We start from the raw sequence: 22888 nt of genomic DNA, 5'->3' as shown, positions 1-22888 counted from the left end.
TATTTACTCCAATACCACCCGAGGCAATACATATTCCAGACGCTTATATAACCATGCAGCTACGACAATCAATACAAAGCTAAAAATAAAGACATAACCTAAAAGCCCCCAGTTTGGGGCTATACCATCCACTAAGACATCACGAAATGCTGCTAAAATCACTGCCATCGGATTTAAAAAGAAAAGGTCCTGAGCACCAGCAGGAATATCATGATGACTAAAGAAGATACCTGAACAAAACATCAAAAACTGTAATGCTGTCGGAATAACAAAAGTCATATCTCTAATAAAAGGAACAACCAGTGCGGCTAATAATGAAATTGCTGAAATTAACATTAATTGTATAAAGATAATCGGTATTGTATAAAACCAATTTAATTCTGGCTCAATTCCATAAACCCATAAAAAAACAAGTAATAATAGAAACACAACTCCTTGCTTCACTGTATTTTGTACTAAGCATGTTAATGGAAAAAACACTTTTGCCACATATAACTGGTTCATTAACTCTTTACCAGCTAAAATACTTCCCATCGTATGGCTAACTGTTTTTGAAAACCATAGCCATGGGATAAGTCCCGTTAATAAAAAAGCGACATAATTATCACTTCCTCTAGCTAATAAAAAGGCAAAAACCAAATAATAAACGACCATATGCAGTAATGGTTCTATAATCCACCATGCGTAACTTAAGTAGTTTACCGAAGCTTCTGAACGAAGGTTTAAACTAGCTTTAACCCAGATCAGCTCTAATGTTCTTTTTATGTCAATAGAATGCATATAATATTTTTAAACGAAGAGTATAACTTCGTTTTTCCTACCTTTAACTTTTAGATGATTTTACAGCCCCATTCAGGGAATTGCTCTCGAATCAGTACATTTAGTGCTTTTTCAGATTCAGTATATACACGACTACCAACACTGCCTTCTTTATCAGAAATAGCACTTATCATGCCCGCACCAACCGTCACATTGTTGATACGGTCAATCACAATAAATGCGCCTGTTTGCGGTAATTGCTGATATTCATCCATAGCTACATTATCAGTAAGCTTGATGCTAGTTAGCGCTATCTCATTAAGCTCTAAACTTTCAGCCTTTTCAGCATGTTTTTTAAGTGTGTTTACATCCACTTTATGGGTAATGCTTGCAACCTTGCCTGAGCAGCTCTTAGTCGCGAATTTAAACAGGTACTCTTTGTGCGTCAGCATTGGCTGTTCCCCCATCCAAACTAGATGAGCTTCACACTCGTTGGTGACTTTAGGCTCGTGTCCCGTGTGTACAATCATGTCACCGCGAGAGATATCAATTTCATCTTCAAGTGTGATGGTAATGGCTTGACCTGGCTGCGCGATTTCTAGCTCACCGTCATGTGTGAATACTGACTTCACTTTAGATGATTTGCCTGACGGCAGTGCTGTTATGTCATCACCCACCTGAATTAGGCCAGAAGCTAGCGTGCCGCAGAAACCACGAAAATCTAGGTTTGGTCGGTTAACATACTGCACAGGGAAGCGCATATGTTCTAGGTTCTTGTCTTTATCGACTTTAACCGTTTCAAGCAGCTTCATTAATGTCGCGCCCGGGTACCAATCCATTTTTTCACTTGGTGTTACCACGTTATCACCTTTCAGTGCAGAGATAGGAACAAAGCGGATATCATCAATATTGAAGTTCTTTGCTATTTCGCGGTAATTCGCTTTGATCTGCTGGTATACCTCTTGGCTATAGTCCATTAAATCCATTTTGTTGATCGCAACAATAATGTGCTTAATACCCAGTAGAGAGCAAATATAGCTATGGCGACGAGTTTGAGTTTGAATACCACGACGCGCATCTACCATTACAATAGCCAAGTCACAGGTTGAAGCACCCGTCACCATATTACGCGTGTACTGCTCATGCCCAGGAGTGTCAGCAATAATGAACTTACGCTTATCAGTAGAGAAGTAGCGGTAAGCCACATCAATGGTAATACCTTGCTCACGTTCAGATTGAAGGCCATCAACAAGAAGCGCTAAGTCGAATGCTTCATCGGTGGTATTAAACTTTTGGGAGTCTTTCTCGATCGCGGCCATTTGATCTTCATAGATCAGCTTTGAATCGTAAAGTAGGCGACCAATGAGTGTTGATTTACCATCATCCACATTACCACACGTTAGAAAACGCAATAGATCCTTGTTTTCATGTACTTTTAGATATGCTTCGATATCTTTAGCAATAAGCTCCGAAGAATGTGACATGTCCTATTCCTACTTCTTATAAAATTTATTTAAAGCCTGAACGAAGTTTTCCACTTCAGACTTTGGTAATTGGTTAATACCTGCAGCGGCTTTTCGGCCTCCACCTGTTGCAAATTGACTACACACTTCATCGGCACCCATTCTATTTTCTAAAGGTGCTCTTACACTGACGGTATAATCTTCTCCGTTCGCATTCAGGGTTAACACTGCATGTGCTTTACTCGGTGATTGGTTGGCCAATTGGTTACCAAACACACCGCTAATCCTTCTAGCCCATGCTTCACTAGGTAATACATACACTTCTGTAGACAAGGTTGAAAAGCTTGCTTCCAGCGTTTCTAGATTGCTTGCATCACTTTCATAACCTTGCTGAAGCAAGTAATATGGCGAACTCGTATCTGCTAACAAATCAAATGGTGACTCATACTGCATCAGTTGAACAAACAGCTCTGCAGGTTCAATATGCAAATCAGACAAACTTGCACCATAACCATTGTAATTGATCAGTACACCAAGTTCTTTTAAAAACTCAGTTTGTTCAACTTGTAGATCACATTCTTGAGCCAGTGCTTCTGCTTGAGCATTTAAGTTATCGCCAAAAGCTCCTGTAATAGCCCAATGAACGTAACAACCACCGATATGTTTATTGATCAATAAACTTGTACAGATTTGAGCATCAATATTAACCAGAGCCGTAAAGTTATCGGCTTGAGGCACTTCCCCTGTACGATGGTGATCACAATAGAAAACGGGAATATCTCTGTCTAATAACTCATGCAAAGCATCTAGGTTCTTTTCCATCGAAATATCTAGAGCCGTTACGCCACTAACATTTTTTTCGGTAGCAACCTTTTTCAATAGTTTGATATCTCTCTTAACCCCAGTGATTAGGGTAGAACTTTTTGGCTCATACTTACGCAGTTGGATAAGAGACAAGATGCCATCTGCATCACCATTAAAAACATCGTAATGCATATTAAATATATTCTTTTTCAGTCAGTATATCGATAATCTGCTGTGCACACGCTTCAATCGTCGCGTCCGCAGTTTTGACATGTATCTCAGCAGAAGTTGGCGCTTCGTATTCAGAATCAATACCCGTAAAGTGTTTGATTTCACCCGCACGCGCTTTTTTATATAAACCTTTAGGATCACGCTGCTCACAAATCTCTAGCGGCGTATCGACAAACACCTCCAAAAACTGCTCGTCATCTAACAGCTCTCGGACTTGAGTTCGATCTGAGATAAACGGAGAAATAAATGCAGTCAGCACAATCGCACCGGAATCAACGAATAATTTGGCGACTTCACCAATGCGGCGGATGTTCTCGACTCGGTCTTCATCACTAAAGCCCAAATCTTTGTTGAGCCCGTGTCGTACATTATCACCATCAAGTAGGTAGCTATGTTTGCCAAGCTCAAGCAGTTTCTTTTCAACTGCATTGGCAACCGTTGACTTACCAGATCCACTTAACCCGGTAAACCAAAGCACTACAGGTTGCTGTTGCTTTAATTCAGAACGCTCTTGAGGGGATACAGTCGCATTGTGCCAAACAATATCATCACTCACTGACTCATTTTGCTTTTTATTGTATGGATTCATAATTCATTAAAAGGGAAATATTAGTGGAATAGCAATAAGTGCTACGACGATATAGCTCAGTGAGACTTTCCACCCCACTCGAATAAAATCTTTAAAGCTATACCCCCCTGCATTCATCACCATCAAATTTGTTTGGTAGCCGTACGGGCTGATAAAGCAGGCGCTGGCGGCATAAACCACACCCATGATAAAAGGCATTGTGCTGACTTGGTATGCATTCGCTAATGACAAACCTATTGGCAACATGATAGCCGCCGCTGCGGTGTTCGTAATGACTTCAGTCATAAGTACAGTTACCAGAAAAATCACTGCAAGAGCTATATAAGGGGATGCTTCCCCCAATAGCTGATAAAGTGTCAGGGTTATACTATCAGCTAACCCTGAGTCACTAAAAGCTTGGGCAATAGAAAGCGCACAAACTAAGATCAGCCACAGTTCAAAAGGAAAACGGCGGCGGATTGTCGTGCTATCGATAACCTTAATACCTAGCATTACTACAACGTAAGCTCCGATAGACTCAAGCAAGCTAACCGAAGTTAATGCCGAAATTGCTATGGCAGAAACGAAACCAACAATGGCACACAAGTTCTGCGCAGAAGTCAGGGTATTATTAAGCTCGATCCCGCTGAGTATAAAAAAGTTGCGTGTTAAGTTTTGTCTTTTGTTAAAATCTGGCCCTACTGCGAGAACCAACTTATCCCCTGACTGTATTGTTTGGTCACCCAGTTTACCAGATAAGCGCTGCCCCTCTCGGTTAATCGCGACTACTGCAGCATCAAAGCGAGAACGGAAGCCACTGCTTTTCAGTGTTTTTCCAATCAATACTGATTCTGGACTAACGATAACTTCTGTTAAATTACTACTTAGTAATTGGCTATTATCAGCAAAGATCTCTACACCATCTAGCAGCTTTAATTGTTTGATATTTTCAACGTCGCCAGTAAATACTAATTTATCTTTTGCTTCAATAATCGTCTCAGGCGTAACAGGAGTAATAAGCTGTTTACCTCTCACAATTTCCGCTAAGAATAAGCCATCTAGAGAGCGCAACTGATTCTCTTTAACCGTTCTACCCACTAACTTACTGGAGTCGTTCACCTCTGCATCAATGAAATAACCATGATTAGGCTCGGATCTTGCGGTATCACGCTTGAGGTGACGACAACTCAATGCAATCACACTACCAACACTCACTAAAAGAATTAAACCAACAGGTGCAAAATCAAAAAAAACTAGCTCGGGTAGCCCCATATCGACGAGTAGCGCATTAACCACCAAGTTAGTGGCAGTACCAATTAAAGTAATGGTCCCGCCTAATATAGCGAAGTAGGATAAGGGAATCAGCAAGCGGTTCGGCACATGCTCTTGATTTCTTTTCACTCCCCCCATTAATGCCGCGACAACAGCGGTATTATTAAGGAAAGCGGAACTGAAAGCCGTGGACACCGCCAAGTTAAATAGGGTTTTGGGGTAACTAGTATGGAAAATTTTGCTCGATAGCCAAGTCAACAAATGGCTTCTCTCTAATGCCAATGACGCTATCATCAAACCAACTAAAGTCAAAACAGCACTATTAATCACATTGGAAAGTAGTTCATTTTGTTCTACTTGACCAAACAGATACAGTATTATTGTTGCGGCAACAAAAAGCGACACTGCCCGATATTGAGTAAATATCAGGCAGAGAAGTAGTCCTATAATCGTAAATGCTGTAACTAACACGGAGCTATATCACAAAAGATAAAGACAAGACCACTTAGAAGTAGCCTTCACGCTTTTTCTTCTCCATAGAACCAGAGCTATCATGGTCGATTGCACGGCCTTGACGTTCTGAAGTAGTGGTTAGCAACATCTCTTGGATAATTTCAGGCAACGTTGTTGCTTCTGATTCCACAGCACCAGTCAGCGGGTAACAACCAAGCGTGCGGAAGCGAACCATTTTCTCTTCGACCACTTCACCCTCTTTAAGATCCATTCGCTCGTCATCAACCATAATAAGCATTCCATCACGCTCAACCACAGGACGCTTCTTCGCTAGGTAAAGGCTTGGGATCTCAATATTCTCTAGGTAAATGTACTGCCAGATATCAAGTTCTGTCCAATTAGATAGAGGAAAGACGCGAATACTTTCACCTTGGTTTACTTTTCCATTGTAAATATTCCAAAGCTCGGGGCGTTGATTTTTTGGATCCCAGCGATGGTGTTCATCTCGGAAAGAATAAACACGTTCTTTAGCACGAGATTTTTCTTCATCACGACGAGCACCACCAAATGCAGCATCAAAACCATGCTTATCTAGAGCCTGCTTTAGACCCTGTGTTTTCATGATATCAGTGTGCTTTGAACTGCCATGTACAAAAGGGCTAATGTTCATCGCTAAACCTTCTGGGTTTTGGTGAACAATCAACTTCATGCCAAGCTTCTCAGCCATGTAATCACGGAACTGGATCATTTCCTTGAACTTCCATGTTGTATCAACATGCATTAACGGGAATGGAGGAATACCTGGTGCGAAAGCTTTCTTTGCAAGATGTAACATAACCGAAGAGTCTTTACCTACAGAGTAAAGCATCACTGGGTTATCAAACTCAGCAGCGACTTCGCGCATGATATGAATAGACTCAGCTTCTAGCTGCTTAAGATGGGTCATACGCTCTTGCGTGATAGCCATAATACTGATTATCCTTACTCGTCAGTCTTAAAGGGGGCATTCCACAGAACACCTCGCAAGTAAAGCAATGCTGCTTCTACTATTATCAGACTCTATATTTAAACTTGCGCTATGCTACTACATTACAATGCTCAAATCGACTTGAACTCTGTAATCAACGTCAACTATCAGTCACGATTTTGTAAATGATAGATTCGAAATACGACTCAGCCGCATAGCATGGTATACTTCTCTTAGTTTCACTATCGATTGGAAAATAACTATGATCATCGTAACTGGCGGTGCTGGCATGATTGGCAGCAACATCATCAAAGCACTTAACGAGCAAGGCATTAATGACATCTTAGTTGTCGATAACTTAAAAAACGGTAAGAAGTTCCAAAATCTCGTCAACCTCGATATTGCTGATTACATGGATCGTGATGATTTCCTAACTCAAATCATGGCTGGTGATGACTTTGGTCCTATCGAAGCCATATTCCACGAAGGCGCATGCTCTGCGACAACTGAGTGGGATGGCAAGTACATGATGCTTAACAACTATGAGTACTCAAAAGAGTTACTTCATTACTGCCTTGAGCGTGAGATCCCTTTCCTTTACGCTTCTTCTGCGGCGACTTACGGTGAGACAGATACCTTCATCGAAGAGAAAGAGTATGAAGGCGCACTAAATGTTTATGGTTATTCAAAACAGCAATTTGATAATTACGTTCGCCGTGTCTGGCAAGACGCAGAAGAGGACGGAGAAAAACTATCTCAAGTAACTGGATTCCGTTACTTCAATGTTTACGGCCCTCGTGAACAACATAAAGGGTCAATGGCTTCTGTTGCATTCCATCTAAACAACCAAATGAATGCGGGAGAAAACCCGAAGTTGTTTGCAGGTAGCGAAAAGTTCAAACGTGACTTTGTCTATGTGGGTGATGTTGCCGCAGTTAACCTTTGGTTTATGCAGAATGGCGTATCAGGTATTTTCAACCTAGGCACAGGAAATGCTGAGTCTTTTGAAGAAGTTGCCAAAGCGGTAATCAAGTACCACGGCCAAGGCGCTGTAGAAACTATCCCGTTCCCTGAGCACTTGAAAGGTGCCTACCAAGAATATACTCAGGCCGACCTAACTAACCTGCGTGCAGCAGGCTGCAACCATCAGTTTAAAACTGTTGCAGAAGGTGTTGCTGAGTATATGTCGATTATCAATAAGTAACTCCACGACTTCAAATATCCAGAGTTCCTGCTTTGAACTCTGGATATTTGCAGATTAGAATACAGCGTTTATAAGAGTCTCGTGGGTTAACTGATGAATATTTTAATGGCACTGTCCCAGTTAGAAGTAACTGGAGCAGAAGTGTATGCGACAACTGTAGGCAATCAGCTAACCAAACGCGGTCATACTGTTCATTATGTGTCTGACACACTGACCAAGCCTTTCATTGGTCAGTTTTTTAAACTTCGTTTCAATAAACGCAGTATTCCGCGCCGCTTTTGGCACGTTGCTTATCTTGTCTATCTCATCAAAAAGCACCATATTCAACTGGTACATGCCCACTCGCGTGCATCAAGTTGGAGCTGCCACGTAGCCTGTAAAATCACTGGCACTCCCATGGTTACAACGGTGCATGGCCGCCAACCCGTGCACAGTTCACGTAAAGCTTTTCATGCCATGGGTGATAAAGCTCTTCCGGTGTGTGAAGCGATTGAGCAGCAACTAATTGAAGAACTGGATGTGCCCGCATCTCAGTTAACAGTAAGCCGAAATGGCATAGAGACTCAGGCATTTTCGCCTACTGAGCCCCCGAATAACAATAAACCCATTATCACGATTGTCGGTCGTTTAACTGGCCCTAAGGGAGATCTGTGCTTTAGGTTACTGGATGAATGTTTAGACCTTGAACAATACGATGTTCGAGTACTAACCGGGTCAGCCATGGAAACTAGATTTGAGAAGTTCGCAAACAAAGCATCATTCCCAGGCTATACCAACGATGTTGCTCAAGTTCTACGACAGTCAGACCTGGTAATAGGTGCAGGTCGAGTCGCCATGGAATCTCTACTGTGTGGCAGACCAACGCTTGCTGTTGGCGAGGCGATTTCTATCGGTGTTATCGATCAGAATAACTTATCGCACGCGATGGCGACAAACTTTGGTGATATCGGCCCAAATATTCTCGATATCGATTTTAGCGCTATTGCTCACGAGGTAGAAAAAGGTCTTAGTCAGTCGTCGTGTAATCCTGCAGTCACAGAAGCCATACGTAATAACTACGACCTCGAAAATATTGTTTCCCAAGTTGAATCAGTTTATCAAGATGTGGTGATCAGCAAACTGCAAAAAGAGATGCCTATCTTGATGTATCACCGCTTTATCGACAACGAGTCAAAAAAAGGAACTCGCGGTCCATACCTCGATATTAAGTTGTTTGAAAAGCACCTTCAACTGCTAAAACGCTTGGGCTTTGAGAGCCTTACTTTTGAAGATTTCGCAAACAAAGGGACTATCGAAAGACTAAATCCAAATAAGCGTTACTTTATGCTCACGGTGGATGATGGCTTCGTCGACAACTATGAACTGATGTTACCTCTTTTGAAAAAGTATGGTTTCAAAGCAGTTGTCTATGTGGTTACCGGCGAAACTTATAACCGCTGGGATGTTGAGGCAAGCGAGAACCCAGACAAGCCCTTCCCTCTTATGAGTAACGAGCAGATTAAAGCAATGGCTGAGTCTGGCTATATAGAAATTGGTGGACATACTCTTTCTCACCCATTCCTAAGTAAGCTGTCGTATAAAGAACAAAAGCATGAAATTGAACAGAACAAACTGGAATTAGAGTCAATCACTGGCAAACCGTTAACTTCATTTGCGTATCCATACGGTGACCTAAACGAAAACTCAAAGGAAATTGCTAGAGAGCTCGAGTTTGATTTCGCGGTTGCGACAAATAGTGGCCCTCTCGCTTTTCATCAGGACTTATACCAAATACGTCGTATTGCGATTTTTCCTAAAACTACTGTGTTTGGTTTATGGCGCAAAATACGTGGTAACTATCTTTTTACAAAAAATAAAAACTATGAATATTAACAAACAAGCTCAAGAAACGGATATAACTACTCTTGTTTTGTTGTCAGTAATTATGTTGACCCCAGCCTTATTACTCACTACCAATAATTTTAGTGTTGCATCTGTAGTCCTCCTCGTTATCTACTCAATATATAATTTAGTTCAGAAACCATGGGTGAGATTGAATAACTTTGACAAATTAGTTGTCGCTTGTATGTGTGCCTACTTTATAGGGGCAATACCTGTTGCAATGGTAGATGGCTCAACTGCTCGATATTTTCAAGGAGGTGTTAGATTATTGTTCTGTGTACCTATTTACCTATTTTTACGTACCTATAAAAAACCTCATCTTGACAAGTATATCCAGTCATTGACTATAGGAGTAATCATTGGTTGTTTTGGTTCTTTGATAATAGCAATTTACCAATATTTTATACTTGGAATGGAACGGGTTGATGGTTTTTTATTCAGCATTAATTTTGGTTACCTTGCCTGTGCGCTCACGTTTCTCGCTATCTGTCTCACGCAATTTGGCTGGTTGAGGATTTGGCTTAATGCTGCTGCATTTGCATCGGTAATTGCAACTTTACTCACTTTCACCCGAGGGGCGATTTTCGCCATCCCATTACTTTTTATCCTTATAGCTGTTCTTAATTTTAGAAAACTTAGCGGATTGAAGATAATCGTTGTAACCAGCTGTCTGTTTTTTGGTGCAAGCATTTCTTATCTAACATCACATAATATGCAAGAGAGAATTGATTTTACAATACAAGAGCTTACTGCCATCGCACATGGCAACGTAGATCAATCTATATCTTCTGGAGGACGACTTCAGCTATGGAAAGCTGCCAGTTATGCATTCGCTTCTGCTCCTTTAACAGGCCTTCCATACGAGCAACGAGAAGCTTTGAATCGTGAGCTTCATGCTAAAGGGATAGTTTCAGATTGGGTATTATCTGTTGGCAGAGGGCATGCTCATAGCCAATATTTCGAGATGATTGCAAGCAATGGTATCTGGGGGCTTTCTTCAATTGTTGCGATTTATCTGATTCCTTTAGTAATTTTTGGACGCCACTATCTCAAAACAGATAGCACTACCGCCTTCACCGCGACAGTATTTGTTGCAGGATTTATGATTTATGGCTTAACTGAAGCCCCATTACAAGCGAACCTTATAGGTACCTTCTATGGTTTTATACTAGCCTTATTTTTCTCCATTGTCAGAGTCGAAAAATATTCCAGTGCATCCAAAGAGGAAAAAGTTCAATGAGAATCCTCATTATTGGTCCCTCATGGGTGGGAGACATGGTCATGTCTCAAAGCCTTTTTATATCGCTAAAAAACCAGTACCCACAAGCAGAGATTGATGTATTAGCTCCAGCTTGGTGCAAGCCGATTCTTGAGCGTATGCCTCAAGTCTCTTGCGCAATCGAAATGCCAATTGGACATGGTAAGTTTGACTTGTTTGCAAGAAGAAAAATTGGCAAAGATCTGCAGAAAAACCATTACACCCACGCATTTGTATTGCCAAATTCGGCGAAATCCGCATTAATCCCACTGTTTGCGGATATTCCAAACAGAACCGGTTGGAAAGGTGAATTTCGCTATGGTTTGCTTACAGATTTAAGGCCAGACAAACATATCTTCCAGTATATGGTCGAGCGTTATGTGGCATTATCTTCTAGCAAACAAACCATGAAAGAAGAAGTCCACCTAGAAAACTGTCCAATACCAGCACTAGAAGTTGATTCTGAGAAGCAGTTGGACGCTAAAACGCGACTTAACCTAAAGTCTAGTCGACCTATCATAGGCTTATGTCCTGGGGCTGAATTTGGCCCAGCAAAGAGGTGGCCCGATCAGTATTATGCAGAAGTAGCGATGCACGCTATCACTAATGGTTATCAAGTATGGCTGTTTGGTTCAGCAAAAGATCAGCCAATCTGCGAACTTATCCGCTCGGCGTTAAATTCAGACGAGCAAAAGTATGCACGTAACCTCGCAGGTCAAACCTCACTAATTGAAGCAGTCGACCTATTAGCAGCCTGCCACACTGTGGTTACCAATGACTCTGGATTAATGCACGTATCTGCCGCCGTGGGCTGCAATATCGTAGCTATCTACGGCTCAAGTTCACCGAAGTATACTCCCCCATTAACAAAAAATCTTGCAATGGTACACACAGATATCGAGTGTCGCCCTTGCTTTAAGCGTGAGTGCCCCTACGGTCACCTTGATTGCTTGACCAAACTAACTCCAAACAAAGTTATTACTGCATTAGACACATTTATAGGATCAGACAAATGAATCATTTGTGGTTTGAGCGTGGAGCCTACGCCTCAAAATCTGCGAAGCAATATCTGGAAACTGAGTTCGACCCGAAGTCTATAAAAAACATTGCAATAATTAGGCATGCCGCGTTAGGCGATCAGGTGATTGCCAGGCCAATGCTTGTGGAAGCTAGAAAGTTTTTTCCAAATGCTAAGATAACCTTAGTAGGTGTATCAAACTACCAGTACGGAGCACCGTCTGACTTAGCCGATGAAACTATCTTTATGATAGGTCGCCATCGAAAACACGAACTCTCATGGAAAGAACGGGTTGGTCAGTTCCGTCAACTTAAAGAACAAGACATCATTTTTGATGTTGCTGGCACAAGTCGTTCTTACTGGATGACATTGCTGAGCAAAGCCAAGCTAAAGTTTGGCTTTCCTTACAAGTCATATCTATGCGGGTCACTTTACAATGTTGCAGTTTTTCGCTCAGATTATCAGCCAGAGTTGGAAGTCATGCTAGATATGCTAAAGATGCTAGGACACAACCCTACCAGACCTCTTGATTATGCGTATCCAAGCCACTTTGAACTTTACAATAAAGATGACGAAGAAAAACCTCGCATCCTTTATTTCAATGGCGCCTCAACTAAGTCTAAAATTCTATCCTCAGAGCAGATGAGAACGCTAATCGAGAAAGCAATAAAAACGTTCCCTGACTACGAACATGTTTTTCTTGAAGGTAAAAATGACTTTGAAAAAGGCGATTTTTTGAAACATTTAAGATCAGAGGGTAACTTTAAAATTCAACCATGTTTACCGTTGGATTCGCTGTTAGAATTGACGGCCAAAGCAAGACTGGTCGTATCACCAGATACTGGTGTAAGAAATGTTGCCATTTCTACCCATACGCCCACAGTGGGTATCTTCTACTCAACTGTACCATTTAGGTATACGCCCCAAGATGGCCGTCACTATATTGTAATGAACCCTTCAGGGAGCATTCCAAGTAACGACCAAATCATCTCAGAAATAACCAAAGCGCTAGCGGTAAAAACTTCAACAAAAGGTAAAGGAAGTTCAGAATGAATCAGCTACCAATTTTAATCTCCAATCGCTTCATTCGATTGACAGGCAACCTATTCAAAATTCTTTCATATCCTTTCCACTGGGTATTGCCTAACGTCAGATTTGAGATTCCTAGCTATTCCCCAGCAAAAGTCAAACGTGACGGCGAAGCTGCTATTCCAAGAGTGATATGGCAAACTAATTTCACCAACAAATGCACACTGCCTATGTATCTTAACTATCTGTTTAATAGGCTGATGTCACTCAACTGTGACTACAGATATGTAAGTACAGAAGAGCGAGATATTTACCTAAAGAAACATGCTTCGCTAGAGATTTATGACGCCTACTCTCGCCTTACCGATGGTGCAGCTCAAGCCGACATGTGGAGGCTGTTTGTTCTGTATACCGAAGGTGGAGTATATATGGATATTGATGCGACCTTAGTTTGGCCATTAGATAGAGTCCTTGGTGCTGAAAAAAAAGCCTTATATGTCAAGGTCAGTAAAAATACTGAAATTACTAATTACTTTATTGCTTCCAAGCCCAAGAACAAAGAATTAAAAGACTGTGTGTATCAAGTAGTTAAAAATATTAATAACTATGACCCAAAGAATGGTGTCTATAACACCACTGGACCTGCTGTACTTAATATGATTTTAAAAAAATACTCTGTTAATACTATTGACAGAAAGTTTGCTTGCATCCAAGGCTCATTTACCAATGAGTATTTTCAATATATGGATAAACCTCGTGGAAAATGGATACATCAAGATTCAAACAAACTTGTCAAGAAGTAATATTAGGGAATAAATAAAGTGCTCATTCGTTGGTTCTACACCCTGTTACTTGCTATTGTATCGCCGTTTCTTTTACTTAGTTTGTATAAGAAAAAAGATGGTAAGCCGAGCGTTGGTAAACGCTGGAAAGAGCACTTTGGTTTCACTCAGGGCTTACACTCCACCACAAATCCTATTTGGATTCACGCTGTTTCTGTTGGTGAAACTCTCGCAGTTACTCCCTTAATTATGCAGCTTAAATTGAAGTACCCTGAGGTCGATATCGTCCTTACAACAACAACTCCGACAGGTGCCGAACAAGCAGGTAAACTTGGTAGTTTAGTTACTCATCGCTATATGCCACTAGACTTCCCATTTGCAGTGCAGCGTTTCATTAGAACAATAAACCCTTGCAAACTGATTATAATGGAAACGGAATTATGGCCGAATACCTTACACATAGTTGCAAAAAACAATATCCCTATAAGTGTAATTAACGCTAGACTTTCTGAGCGTTCTTATAAACGGTATTCAAGAGTACAGCCATTATTTAATCTTTTAATACGTAATTTAAGTCAAGTTCTTTGCCAGTATGACGATGACGCAAAACGCTTTGTTAAACTAGGAGTTCCGTTAGACAAAGTGTTCATTACTGGCTCTATAAAGTTCGATGTCAATATCAATAATGAAACTCTAGAGCGAGGCAACAAGCTTCGAAATAAAATTGGCAGATCGCGCCCCGTATGGATTGCAGCAAGCACACATAAAGGAGAAGATGAACAAATCTTAAATACTCACAGAATACTTCTTGGTACATACCCAACAGCGCTTCTTATCCTTGTACCTAGACATCCTGAAAGGTTCAATTCTGTATTTGAGCTTTGTACTGATTTAGGTTTTGTTGCTCAACGCAGGACTCAACACAATCTAAACGAGCTCAATAACTCCGAAGTGTATTTAGGAGATACAATGGGTGAGATGCTAACATTAATCCAAGCAGCAGATGTATGTTTTATGGGAGGCAGTTTAATAGGTAGCAAGGCTGGTGGACATAACGTTTTAGAACCAGCCGCTTTAGGAAAACCAATAATCTCTGGGTCAAGCTATTTTAATTTCACAGAAATTGTGCAAAGACTCTTAACTAAAGATGCAATTATTATTGTCGATTCAGAGCAAGCACTAAGCAATATTCTAAAAGAACTATTTGGCAGTCCTGAACGAATGTCAAACCAAGGAAAGAATGGGGCTAAATGCGTCACTGACAACCAAGGTTCGTTATCCAAAACTCTAGGCCTAATCATTGATTAAACTAATTTCGCAAGTTCACAACTTATCCAGAACATTCTTCACCCAAGAGCTAATTAGGTAAGGCTTCAATAATCGTGGTTCAAGATCGACATAAGATCTAAGAAAAAATTTTTCTGGCACATGATAACTATCATGCAACACCATCATATTCTCACTAGAAAATATATCATAATTTCTTATATTCTGATTTGTAGTGATAATTTTCCTCTTGTAACCTATTGACTCATAAACCCTAAAAGACAAACCCGACTGATATCCTTGCAGTAAATCAAGAATAGATTTTGATTGTTCGATGTTTATTTTTAATTCTTCACCTAAGATTAGTCGTTCGGTAACTTTAATCCGTTTGTCTTTAATTGCTTGTCGCTTTCTTGGATGATCAATATAGAAATAAATATTAGGCAAAATATTTGGGTTTGCATCTAAGAACTTAACAACTTGTTTATAACGTTCTTTAGTATAACTCATTATAGAAAAAACATCATACTTTGCATTGTCAAATGCCACATCAGTCATCCAAACAGGATCAAGATAGTTATTAATTTTGATCAGATTGTAAGTATCACAGTCTTCATCATCATAGCTAAACACTATATCAAAAATATCTAAATTATTTGTATTTTCGGGTGATTTTGTCAAACTATCCCAAAATGTAGCAACCAAATTTTCACAGTACCTTTTAAATAACTTTAAGTGTTCGCGCTGAAAAAAATTGGGCTCTGTTAAGATTATTGCATCAAATTTTTTCCTCGCAATAAAAAAAGACTCAATCGTCCTCGAAACTTCAGCATTCGTAAGTCTATGCTTGTAATTATCCTTAGTTGCTAGCTGATATATTTTCGCCATAACTCGATGAAATGTACCAAAGTACTTGAAACTAGAAAAGTCACTGTGGTCAAGGTGCACAACTTCATGCCCTTGCCGTCTCATTTCTCTTACAATAGGCTCAGCTAACCCTGCCCAGTTTGGACAGATGAATAGGATGTTCTTCATATTGCTTCGCTTTCCTTGAGGTTGTTAGCTCTAATTACAAAGTCATTTAAATCAAAACTATTTACCCTTCCCTTGGCAATGACTACTTCTGATAGAGTTGAATTTGGATGCCAATTGGAAAAATTAACGTTATCTTCGCTATAAATTGCAATTTGTTGTTTACTTAGACCTGATGCAATATGCACTATAGAAGTATCTACAGAAACAACCATTTTAGACAGGTTTACTGCTGCAATGGCATCATAGATCGAGCGACTTTGGTCAAAATGAATGTAGTTGGGACAATCTATATTCATTTCATCTAGCATAACTTTCGTTTCTGGAGACGACAGAACAACTACTTTTCTATCAGGAAAAATTTTTCCTAAAGTTGTGATAACTTTGCGAATATTAGTCTCGTTGAGTTTTCGTTCACTTCCGCTACCAAAAGGATTGAATAAAATAAACTTATCAATCTCTCGGCTATCCAAGAATTTTTTGGCATGAGCTAAAGAGTCATCGACTAACGGTACCATATAGCTCTCTTGAGGCTTGTCAATTCTTAGCAGTGTGGACAAATAATCGAACTTGTGAGAAAAATGCTTTCCGGACGTTTGCTGTTCAATATTGACATTAATCAGCTTAACTTTGTCATCAATGCCTACATTAAACTTAGAGCGTAGGTGTTTTAGAAAGTATATATCTTTCATTTTCATCGCCCGGTTTAAAGTCCAAACGATATCTATATCTCCCACCTCTCGACACACTGTCCGCATTTCAGAATAAGAAGGGCGCTTACTCATGATGTAGACTTCATCAACCCCAAAGTGCTCCTTAAACAAGGTAGCCATGGATTCTGTTGTTAACACTTTAATTCGAATATCTGGACGATACTTACGTATCTTCTTGATTACAGCCGACGATACGATCGCATCGCCAAGCTTCGCATCATTACGTAAAAACAAAATACTTTGAGATTTATGGATATCATTCGGTACAGGCTTGTTGGCATCCAGTAGTAACAGCCCAAGCTCACGACGAACAATATCCCTAAATAACTGCAACTTACTGATGATAAATCTCATCAACTCCCACCTAAATAATAGTTATAGAGAGAATCAAACTCTCTTTCATTGAATTTTATATCACGCTTACCCACTTCCTTCACAAACGATCGCTTCAGTCGTTCCAAATTACCTTGCTTCCAGTCATCACCGGATTGCTGGTAACACTTATCAAAATCGATGATCCAAACCTGCTGTTGATCATCAATCAAGATGTTGTGAATATTGAGATCAGTGTGATTGACTTGAGCATCATGCATTTTTCTGATTTCTCGGCCAATTTTTTGGTACATCTCTACACTGAGCGGAGCTTCTTGCAAGATAGCCACTAAATCTCTCGCGTTGGCGACTTTTTCACTCAATAAGTCTGCACGATAAGTCAGGCCGGTGCGAATCGCGCATGCGGCAATCGGTCGTGGTACGTTGACACCCGCCTCTCTCAGCTGTTTTAAAAGCTGAAACTCCTGATAACTACGAGTATTTTGCCAGCCATTAAACCAGTAACTGTCTGCAACCAATTTGCCAAACAGTCCACCACGACGATAATGACGTAGTGCTGCAGCAACGGTCTCAGTCTGTACAAACCATGTTGTACCTCGACCAGTCGCGCTACCAATAACCTTGCCTTCCTTCTGCCAGTAGTCGGCATCGAAGGCCTTTTCTATCGGCTCTTTCAACAATTGTTCATCATACCAAAACGTATGGTTGTTATGAGTAGCAGTCTTCATTGTACTTGGCAACGTACCCTAAAAGTGGCGAAAATCGGTTCTATTTTACATTTATTCGTTAGCTCTGCATAATTCGATATCACGAACAATGAGTTACTCAACACCATGGCCTTATTTGATACCGCACCACACTCTTTATGCATATTGCGCTTGTCTGCAATTGGTGATGTCTGTAATACCATCGCTACCGTGCAGGCGATCCAACATCAGTGGCCAAATACCAAAATAACTTGGATAACGGGAGCACTAGAAGCAAAGTTGCTTGAGAGTATCGATGGGGTTGAGCTGATTGTTTTTGATAAGAAGCAAGGCTGGCGCGCCTATCAACAACTTTGGTCCAAACTAAAAGACCGCCAATTCGATGCTCTGCTACATATGCAGTATGCATTTCGAGCTAGCATCGCGACTTTAGGTATCAAAGCGAGATACAAACTAGGCTTTGACGCAAAACGTAGCCAAGATTTCCAAACCCTATTTACTAATATCAAAGTGCCCTCGCCAGACAAACCTCATGTCCTCGATGGTTTAATGGCGTTTGCTGAACAAATTGGTATCGATGACATAACGCCGAAATGGCGTTTAAGTTACTCAGACCAAGATAGCGCGTGGGCTAAGGGTCAACTCAATACAATAAAACGAAATCTTGTGTTGGTACCCGGAGCGAGCAAGTCATATAAAAACTGGCATGCGCTGGGCTACAGCGAGCTCATCAAGCATGCGCAAAGTAAAGGCTGGAACATCATCTTAGCTGGCAGTCCGGCAAAAGTTGAGACAGACTTGGCTGAACAAGTTGTTGAGCTATGCCAAAGTGAAGTGACCAACCTTGTTGGGCAAAGCTCTCTGATGCAAATGCTTGCTTTACTCGATCAGTGTGACTTGGTTATTGCTCCTGATACCGGGCCAGCCCACATGGCAAATGCGATGAACACACCAGTGATCGGCTTGTACGCACACCATAACCCTCAGCGCACTGGTCCCTATCAATACCTCGACTATGTGGTCAGCGTTTGGCAACAGGCGATCGAAGAACAAACGGGGCAAACTGCCGAACAACTGAGTTGGCGCTCACGAGTTAAAGACAAACAAGCCATGAACAGAATTACTTCTGATCAAGTCATCGCCATGTTCGACTTGGTCTGTGAAAAAGAGTCATTATTATGAATCAAGCCAGTCAAAACCGAGCGACGATAGCCGCCGTTATTATCACAAAAAATGAGCAGGACAGTCTGCGCGATTGCCTAGAGAGTTTACGTTGGGTGGATGAGATCATCATCGTTGACTCAGGGAGTACAGATAATACTGAAGCTATCGCCCGTGAGTATACCGAGCATTTTTATGTTAATGCCGAGTGGCCAGGATTTGGTAAGCAGAAGCAGTTGGCACAAAGTTATGCCACCAGTGATTGGATTTTAGCGGTTGATGCCGATGAGCGTATTGACGAAACTTTGAGCCAAAACATTCTTACTATGCTAGAAAATCCACCAGAAAATACCGTTTACAATCTTAACGAGCTCACTTGGGTATTTGGTCGTTTCCTCAAGCACTCTGGTTGGTATTATCGCCATGTGCGCCTCTACCCAAATAAACTGACAAAGTACAACGACAACCTTGTTCACGAATCTGTGATTATCCCACAAGGCTGTCAGGTAGCAGAGTTAGATGGCGATATTCTTCACTACTCTTATCAGAACCTAAACCATTACTTGGTTAAGTCAGCAGGCTACGCCAAAGCGTGGGCAGATCAACGCCAAGCGCGCGGTAAGAAGGCATCTCTATCGCAAGGGATTATTCATGCGCTAGGCTGCTTCATGAAGATGTACTTACTCAAACGCGGTTTTCTCGATGGTAAACAAGGCTTCCTTATCGCCGTGCTTTCTGCTCACTCTACCTTTGTTAAGTACGCAGACTTATGGGCACGTGATAACGACCCGCACTACAAAAAATAAGTCACCGTGATCGCATCAAAAAGGGCTCATTAGAGCCCTTTATCATTTCAGTATTTTCTTAACCCAAGGTTTCAGTTCTACTAAAACCTGAGCAATATCAACCCTCGACATATCTTCCTGACTCGCTTTATCATCCGCTTTGGGTGGGCAGAAGGCGATATGGTTGCCTTCTGAGTTGATTGGTTTCCAACGCAATGGCGTCGCAGAACGTTTACTTGGGAAAAAGCCGACAGTAGGCACGTCAATCGCAGCCGCAATATGCAGTGGTCCTGTAGAACCGGCAATAAACATATCTGCGCATGCGATTGAACAAGAGAAATCTACTAAGCCATCATTCTTGTCGTAAAGCACTGCGTGACGCCCACTCTCGGCCATCAGTTTTTGTAACTCCGCCGCTTTTTGCTCTTCCCCTGGGCCTGCAGTCAGCACCACCTCAAAATCGCCCTCTAAGCCAGATACTAGCTGGGTGTATTGCTGTAGTGATAAGTTATTTGCACTACCGCCACTTCCTGCATGAACATAGATCCATGGTTTATCCGCTTGCAGTGCCAACTGTTCAGTAAGTTTGGCCTTCTGTTGTAACAACTGCGCAGCGGTAAACTCAAGATACGGAGCACTAGGCTCAACAATCCTTACGCCATTATCGCTAAGGAAGGCACGAATAAGATCGAGGTTATATTCAAACTCAGGTTTAGCGGATTGAGAACGTTTCTGCTTGATGCGTTTATTGTAAAAAATCTGCGCCAGCTTAGTTGCTGGAGCGAGACGATAAGGGATCTTACCTTTCCAGACTAACTTAGCATTATAAGTGGTTGAGAATAGATTGATTGAGGCGTCGAACTGCTCGGCACGGATCTGCTTTATCAATTCGATTTGTTTGGCTTTGTCACTTTTCTCTGTTGGGTCAACCAACACACTATCAATCCAAGGACATAGCTCGGCCAATGCCACCGTGTAGTTAGGGACTAGCGCTGTGATGTGACAATCTGGTAGTGAGGCTTTCAACATAGCAAAGCTTGGCCAAGCTAGCATGAAGTCACCAATTTTATCGTTACGCACAACCAGTATCTTTTTCATCGTCCCATCCAATTGTCTAATTTGTCCCAATGATAGCGGCTTCAGTGGGTAATTGTGAGCCTTTTTGTTAAGATTGAAGCAGATGGAATGAATTGAGTATCTTAATCGTGAGCCAAAAACGCCTTTCCCGAGTAATTTATCCGGGCACTTTTGATCCTATTACTAATGGACATTTAGATCTTATAGAGCGCGCTGCTGATATGTTTGATGAAGTCATTATTGCCGTTGCAGCCAGCCCAAGCAAAAACACCATGTTCACTCTCGATGAACGAGTCCACTTTGCTCAAGAGGTCACAAAGCACCTAGATAATGTTACCTCAAAGGGCTTTTCTGGGCTGATGGTGGATTTTGCCAAACAAGAGCAAGCCAATGTCCTTATTCGCGGCCTTCGAACTACTGTCGACTTTGAATATGAGTTCGGCCTGACCAACATGTATCGTCGCCTCATGCCTGGTTTGGAAAGTGTGTTCCTAACGCCAGCTGAAGAGCACGCCTTTATCTCATCAACGATAGTTCGTGAAGTTGCTATTCATGGAGGAGACGTATCTAACTTCGTTCCTCAGATCGTTGCTAAGGCACTGAAGGAAAAAGCGAAGGTCTAACAAGTGAGAAGTGAGTTCCTAGCAACTTGACGCCAGGAACTCAAAACTAAAACTGACATTCTCCACAAAAAAACGTATTACGTTGGCCGATTTTAAGCTCTTCAAGTGGCTCTCCACAGCTTGGGCATGGCTCTCCCGCTTTACCGTAAACCTGAAGCTCCTGAGCAAAATATCCGGGCTTGCCATCCGCTTGAGCAAAATCCTTCAGCGTCGTACCGCCTTGCTTAATGGCGGTAGCCAGTACCTGTTTAATCTCATCGACAAGTAAAGCCCACTCTTTATTAGTCAGCTTGCCTGCTGGTCGGGTCGGGTGGATTCGCGCACTAAACAGAGACTCATTGGCATAGATATTACCCACACCGACAACCACTTTGTTATCCATAATGAATTGCTTCACCGCAACACGCTTACCTTTAGCTTTTTCAGCAATATAGTCGAAATTAAAGTCTTCAGTCAGTGGTTCCGGTCCCATAGTGCCCAGTGCAGTATGAGTACCATCTTCGGTCCATAGCCATGCCCCAAAACGCCTTGGATCGTTATAACGCAGTACCTTGCCGTTAGTCAGTTTGAGATCAACGTGATCGTGTTTAGCTGGATCAATTTCTGCGTCAAGTATCCGCAAAGAACCGGACATGCCTAAATGCACAATAGCGCAGCCAACATCGGTTTCAATAATCAAATATTTAGCCCGTCGCGAAATATTACGAATCACCTGCCCTTCCATCAGTTCTAGTTCTGACGGGATATCCCAACGCAACTTAGGCGTACGAACAGTAATTTTGGCCACCGTCTCACCAACTAGGTGAGGGGTGATTCCCATACGGCTAACTTCGACTTCTGGTAATTCAGGCATGTATCGTTCCTAGTTTCGAGTTTCTGGAGATGGTTCCTAGGGGAACACAGCAAATTAAGGCAATCAAAACTCGCTCGGGACAAGATACTCACTTTGTACCGAAATCGCTATCCACTTATCCTGCCAGTTTTTTAACAGCCAAAACTGAGGGAGTTGATAGTAAGTGATCCTTTGCGGCTCTTCCTGATCCAAATACCAAGCTTCTATAGATTGTGGTGAGGTTAATTGTGGCTTCAAACTGGCAAAATTTTCTGTTGATACCTCAGTTCCTACTAGCCCCTGCCAACGCTCAGCAAGTTCTTGTTCAGCAATTGAAGTAGCAATCGTGCTGCGCCAACGACCTTGGTTCTTTTCCAGTGACCAGTTTGAGAAATGCAATGCTTGCAACTCAGCATTGGGATTGAGCAAATATGGGTGCAGGCTTTCCATCACCGGCTCATCAATCAAATAGGTTTTGATCAATGTCGGCAAGTTCAGCAGGCCAATAAACGCAATAATGCCCAAGATAAGGATGTTGTTCCAACGCCTGCGGCGCGATGGGGAAACTCGCATGATTCAGTCTTTTCACTGCTATTAACTCGTTAAAAAATAGCAGAAAAAAGAGCAATAAAAAACCCAACCATATTTCTATGATTGGGTTTCTAATTCA

The 22888-nt window shown here is 41.6% G+C and carries 22 protein-coding genes; 10 read left to right on the top strand and 12 right to left on the bottom strand.

Annotated features, from left to right (window positions below):
• Positions 1 to 3 precede the first annotated feature (3 nt).
• Genes ACQEXP_RS19720 through cysD form a run of 6 tightly spaced genes read right to left on the bottom strand, consistent with a single transcriptional unit; the run spans position 4 to position 6517 of the window.
• Positions 4 to 780 (bottom strand): ABC transporter permease, encoded by a 777-nt coding sequence (locus ACQEXP_RS19720; protein WP_426971318.1) that lies wholly within the window; start codon positions 778 to 780, stop codon positions 4 to 6.
• A 50-nt stretch (positions 781 to 830) separates the two neighbouring features.
• Positions 831 to 2243, bottom strand: a complete 1413-nt coding sequence (cysN, locus tag ACQEXP_RS19715; RefSeq protein WP_426971317.1) for a sulfate adenylyltransferase subunit CysN — start codon at positions 2241 to 2243, stop codon at positions 831 to 833.
• Positions 2244 to 2252: 9 nt separating this feature from the next.
• Entirely contained in the window at positions 2253 to 3218 is a 966-nt protein-coding gene (locus ACQEXP_RS19710; RefSeq protein WP_426971316.1) for a DHH family phosphoesterase, read from the bottom strand.
• A 1-nt stretch (position 3219) separates the two neighbouring features.
• Positions 3220 to 3849 carry an adenylyl-sulfate kinase gene (gene cysC, locus ACQEXP_RS19705; protein ID WP_426971327.1) on the bottom strand — a complete coding sequence of 210 codons (630 nt, stop codon included), beginning with the start codon at positions 3847 to 3849 and terminating at the stop codon, positions 3220 to 3222.
• Between the two features lie 3 nt (positions 3850 to 3852).
• The gene (locus ACQEXP_RS19700; RefSeq protein WP_426971315.1) at positions 3853 to 5568 is read right to left on the bottom strand and encodes an SLC13 family permease; all 1716 of its coding nucleotides are present in this window, start codon (positions 5566 to 5568) and stop codon (positions 3853 to 3855) included.
• Between the two features lie 34 nt (positions 5569 to 5602).
• Positions 5603 to 6517 (bottom strand): sulfate adenylyltransferase subunit CysD, encoded by a 915-nt coding sequence (cysD, locus tag ACQEXP_RS19695; RefSeq protein ID WP_426971314.1) that lies wholly within the window; start codon positions 6515 to 6517, stop codon positions 5603 to 5605.
• Positions 6518 to 6779: 262 nt separating this feature from the next.
• Here cysD and rfaD point away from each other — a divergent pair, with 262 nt between their 5' ends.
• From rfaD to waaA, 7 genes are all read left to right on the top strand, one after another.
• A complete protein-coding gene (rfaD, locus tag ACQEXP_RS19690) occupies positions 6780 to 7721 on the top strand; it encodes an ADP-glyceromanno-heptose 6-epimerase (RefSeq protein ID WP_426971313.1) in 942 nt (313 codons plus the stop codon).
• Positions 7722 to 7814: 93 nt separating this feature from the next.
• Positions 7815 to 9593 carry a polysaccharide deacetylase family protein gene (locus tag ACQEXP_RS19685; RefSeq protein WP_426971312.1) on the top strand — a complete coding sequence of 593 codons (1779 nt, stop codon included), beginning with the start codon at positions 7815 to 7817 and terminating at the stop codon, positions 9591 to 9593.
• Complete coding sequence (locus ACQEXP_RS19680; protein WP_426971311.1) at positions 9583 to 10842, top strand: O-antigen ligase family protein; 1260 nt, start codon at positions 9583 to 9585, stop codon at positions 10840 to 10842. Before ACQEXP_RS19685 ends, ACQEXP_RS19680 begins: the two co-directional genes overlap by 11 nt.
• On the top strand, positions 10839 to 11876 hold the full coding sequence (waaF, locus tag ACQEXP_RS19675; protein WP_426971310.1) for a lipopolysaccharide heptosyltransferase II: 1038 nt from the start codon (positions 10839 to 10841) through the stop codon (positions 11874 to 11876). Before ACQEXP_RS19680 ends, waaF begins: the two co-directional genes overlap by 4 nt.
• A complete protein-coding gene (locus ACQEXP_RS19670) occupies positions 11873 to 12931 on the top strand; it encodes a glycosyltransferase family 9 protein (protein WP_426971309.1) in 1059 nt (352 codons plus the stop codon). Before waaF ends, ACQEXP_RS19670 begins: the two co-directional genes overlap by 4 nt.
• A complete protein-coding gene (locus ACQEXP_RS19665; protein WP_426971308.1) occupies positions 12928 to 13710 on the top strand; it encodes a glycosyltransferase family 32 protein in 783 nt (260 codons plus the stop codon). The genes ACQEXP_RS19670 and ACQEXP_RS19665 overlap by 4 nt, the downstream gene beginning before the upstream one ends.
• 18 nt (positions 13711 to 13728) lie before the next feature.
• On the top strand, positions 13729 to 14997 hold the full coding sequence (gene waaA / locus ACQEXP_RS19660) for a lipid IV(A) 3-deoxy-D-manno-octulosonic acid transferase (protein WP_426971307.1): 1269 nt from the start codon (positions 13729 to 13731) through the stop codon (positions 14995 to 14997).
• Between the two features lie 15 nt (positions 14998 to 15012).
• Here the strand turns inward: waaA and ACQEXP_RS19655 are convergent, their stop codons facing one another.
• The 3 genes from ACQEXP_RS19655 to ACQEXP_RS19645 are packed head-to-tail and all read right to left on the bottom strand — an operon-like array spanning position 15013 to position 17761.
• Complete coding sequence (locus ACQEXP_RS19655) at positions 15013 to 15990, bottom strand: hypothetical protein (protein ID WP_426971306.1); 978 nt, start codon at positions 15988 to 15990, stop codon at positions 15013 to 15015.
• A complete protein-coding gene (locus tag ACQEXP_RS19650) occupies positions 15987 to 17054 on the bottom strand; it encodes a glycosyltransferase family 9 protein (RefSeq protein WP_426971305.1) in 1068 nt (355 codons plus the stop codon). Before ACQEXP_RS19650 ends, ACQEXP_RS19655 begins: the two co-directional genes overlap by 4 nt.
• Complete coding sequence (locus tag ACQEXP_RS19645) at positions 17054 to 17761, bottom strand: 3-deoxy-D-manno-octulosonic acid kinase (RefSeq protein WP_426971304.1); 708 nt, start codon at positions 17759 to 17761, stop codon at positions 17054 to 17056. Before ACQEXP_RS19645 ends, ACQEXP_RS19650 begins: the two co-directional genes overlap by 1 nt.
• A gap of 105 nt (positions 17762 to 17866) precedes the next feature.
• On the opposite strand from ACQEXP_RS19645, the gene ACQEXP_RS19640 reads away from it, so the two are divergent.
• Positions 17867 to 18922, top strand: a complete 1056-nt coding sequence (locus ACQEXP_RS19640; RefSeq protein ID WP_426971303.1) for a glycosyltransferase family 9 protein — start codon at positions 17867 to 17869, stop codon at positions 18920 to 18922.
• The gene (locus ACQEXP_RS19635) at positions 18919 to 19707 is read left to right on the top strand and encodes a glycosyltransferase family 2 protein (protein WP_426971302.1); all 789 of its coding nucleotides are present in this window, start codon (positions 18919 to 18921) and stop codon (positions 19705 to 19707) included. Before ACQEXP_RS19640 ends, ACQEXP_RS19635 begins: the two co-directional genes overlap by 4 nt.
• A gap of 42 nt (positions 19708 to 19749) precedes the next feature.
• Here the strand turns inward: ACQEXP_RS19635 and ACQEXP_RS19630 are convergent, their stop codons facing one another.
• A complete protein-coding gene (locus tag ACQEXP_RS19630) occupies positions 19750 to 20784 on the bottom strand; it encodes a glycosyltransferase family 9 protein (protein ID WP_426971301.1) in 1035 nt (344 codons plus the stop codon).
• A 107-nt stretch (positions 20785 to 20891) separates the two neighbouring features.
• Between ACQEXP_RS19630 and coaD the strand changes: the two genes are divergently transcribed.
• Positions 20892 to 21386, top strand: coding sequence for a pantetheine-phosphate adenylyltransferase (gene coaD / locus ACQEXP_RS19625; RefSeq protein ID WP_269377007.1), 495 nt, complete (start codon positions 20892 to 20894; stop codon positions 21384 to 21386).
• Positions 21387 to 21432: 46 nt separating this feature from the next.
• Here the strand turns inward: coaD and mutM are convergent, their stop codons facing one another.
• Together mutM and ACQEXP_RS19615 are read right to left on the bottom strand one after the other, a co-directional pair.
• A complete protein-coding gene (mutM, locus tag ACQEXP_RS19620) occupies positions 21433 to 22239 on the bottom strand; it encodes a bifunctional DNA-formamidopyrimidine glycosylase/DNA-(apurinic or apyrimidinic site) lyase (protein ID WP_426971300.1) in 807 nt (268 codons plus the stop codon).
• 63 nt (positions 22240 to 22302) lie between these two features.
• A complete protein-coding gene (locus tag ACQEXP_RS19615) occupies positions 22303 to 22791 on the bottom strand; it encodes a hypothetical protein (RefSeq protein ID WP_426971299.1) in 489 nt (162 codons plus the stop codon).
• Between the last annotated feature and the right edge of the window lie 97 nt (positions 22792 to 22888).

Source organism: Vibrio sp. TRT 1302 (genome assembly GCF_050113875.1).
Taxonomy (GTDB): Bacteria; Pseudomonadota; Gammaproteobacteria; order Enterobacterales; family Vibrionaceae; genus Vibrio.
Note: the sequence above shows the minus strand (reverse complement) of the source record. Positions and strands in the feature narration are given on the sequence as shown.

Bases quoted from the DNA above. Each gene is read 5' to 3' on its own strand.
- ACQEXP_RS19670 (WP_426971309.1), top strand. From the start codon at position 11,873: ATGAATCATTTGTGGTTTGAGCGTGGAGCCTACGCCTCAAAATCTGCG.
- ACQEXP_RS19665 (WP_426971308.1), top strand. From the start codon at position 12,928: ATGAATCAGCTACCAATTTTAATCTCCAATCGCTTCATTCGATTGACA.
- ACQEXP_RS19680 (WP_426971311.1), top strand. From the start codon at position 9,583: ATGAATATTAACAAACAAGCTCAAGAAACGGATATAACTACTCTTGTT.
- ACQEXP_RS19640 (WP_426971303.1), top strand. From the start codon at position 17,867: ATGGCCTTATTTGATACCGCACCACACTCTTTATGCATATTGCGCTTG.
- ACQEXP_RS19685 (WP_426971312.1), top strand. From the start codon at position 7,815: ATGAATATTTTAATGGCACTGTCCCAGTTAGAAGTAACTGGAGCAGAA.
- ACQEXP_RS19710 (WP_426971316.1), bottom strand. From the start codon at position 3,218: ATGCATTACGATGTTTTTAATGGTGATGCAGATGGCATCTTGTCTCTT.
- rfaD (WP_426971313.1), top strand. From the start codon at position 6,780: ATGATCATCGTAACTGGCGGTGCTGGCATGATTGGCAGCAACATCATC.
- cysD (WP_426971314.1), bottom strand. From the start codon at position 6,517: ATGGCTATCACGCAAGAGCGTATGACCCATCTTAAGCAGCTAGAAGCT.
- ACQEXP_RS19720 (WP_426971318.1), bottom strand. From the start codon at position 780: ATGCATTCTATTGACATAAAAAGAACATTAGAGCTGATCTGGGTTAAA.
- ACQEXP_RS19645 (WP_426971304.1), bottom strand. From the start codon at position 17,761: ATGAAGACTGCTACTCATAACAACCATACGTTTTGGTATGATGAACAA.
- ACQEXP_RS19635 (WP_426971302.1), top strand. From the start codon at position 18,919: ATGAATCAAGCCAGTCAAAACCGAGCGACGATAGCCGCCGTTATTATC.
- cysN (WP_426971317.1), bottom strand. From the start codon at position 2,243: ATGTCACATTCTTCGGAGCTTATTGCTAAAGATATCGAAGCATATCTA.
- mutM (WP_426971300.1), bottom strand. From the start codon at position 22,239: ATGCCTGAATTACCAGAAGTCGAAGTTAGCCGTATGGGAATCACCCCT.
- ACQEXP_RS19630 (WP_426971301.1), bottom strand. From the start codon at position 20,784: ATGAAAAAGATACTGGTTGTGCGTAACGATAAAATTGGTGACTTCATG.
- waaF (WP_426971310.1), top strand. From the start codon at position 10,839: ATGAGAATCCTCATTATTGGTCCCTCATGGGTGGGAGACATGGTCATG.
- ACQEXP_RS19615 (WP_426971299.1), bottom strand. From the start codon at position 22,791: ATGCGAGTTTCCCCATCGCGCCGCAGGCGTTGGAACAACATCCTTATC.
- ACQEXP_RS19650 (WP_426971305.1), bottom strand. From the start codon at position 17,054: ATGAGATTTATCATCAGTAAGTTGCAGTTATTTAGGGATATTGTTCGT.
- ACQEXP_RS19655 (WP_426971306.1), bottom strand. From the start codon at position 15,990: ATGAAGAACATCCTATTCATCTGTCCAAACTGGGCAGGGTTAGCTGAG.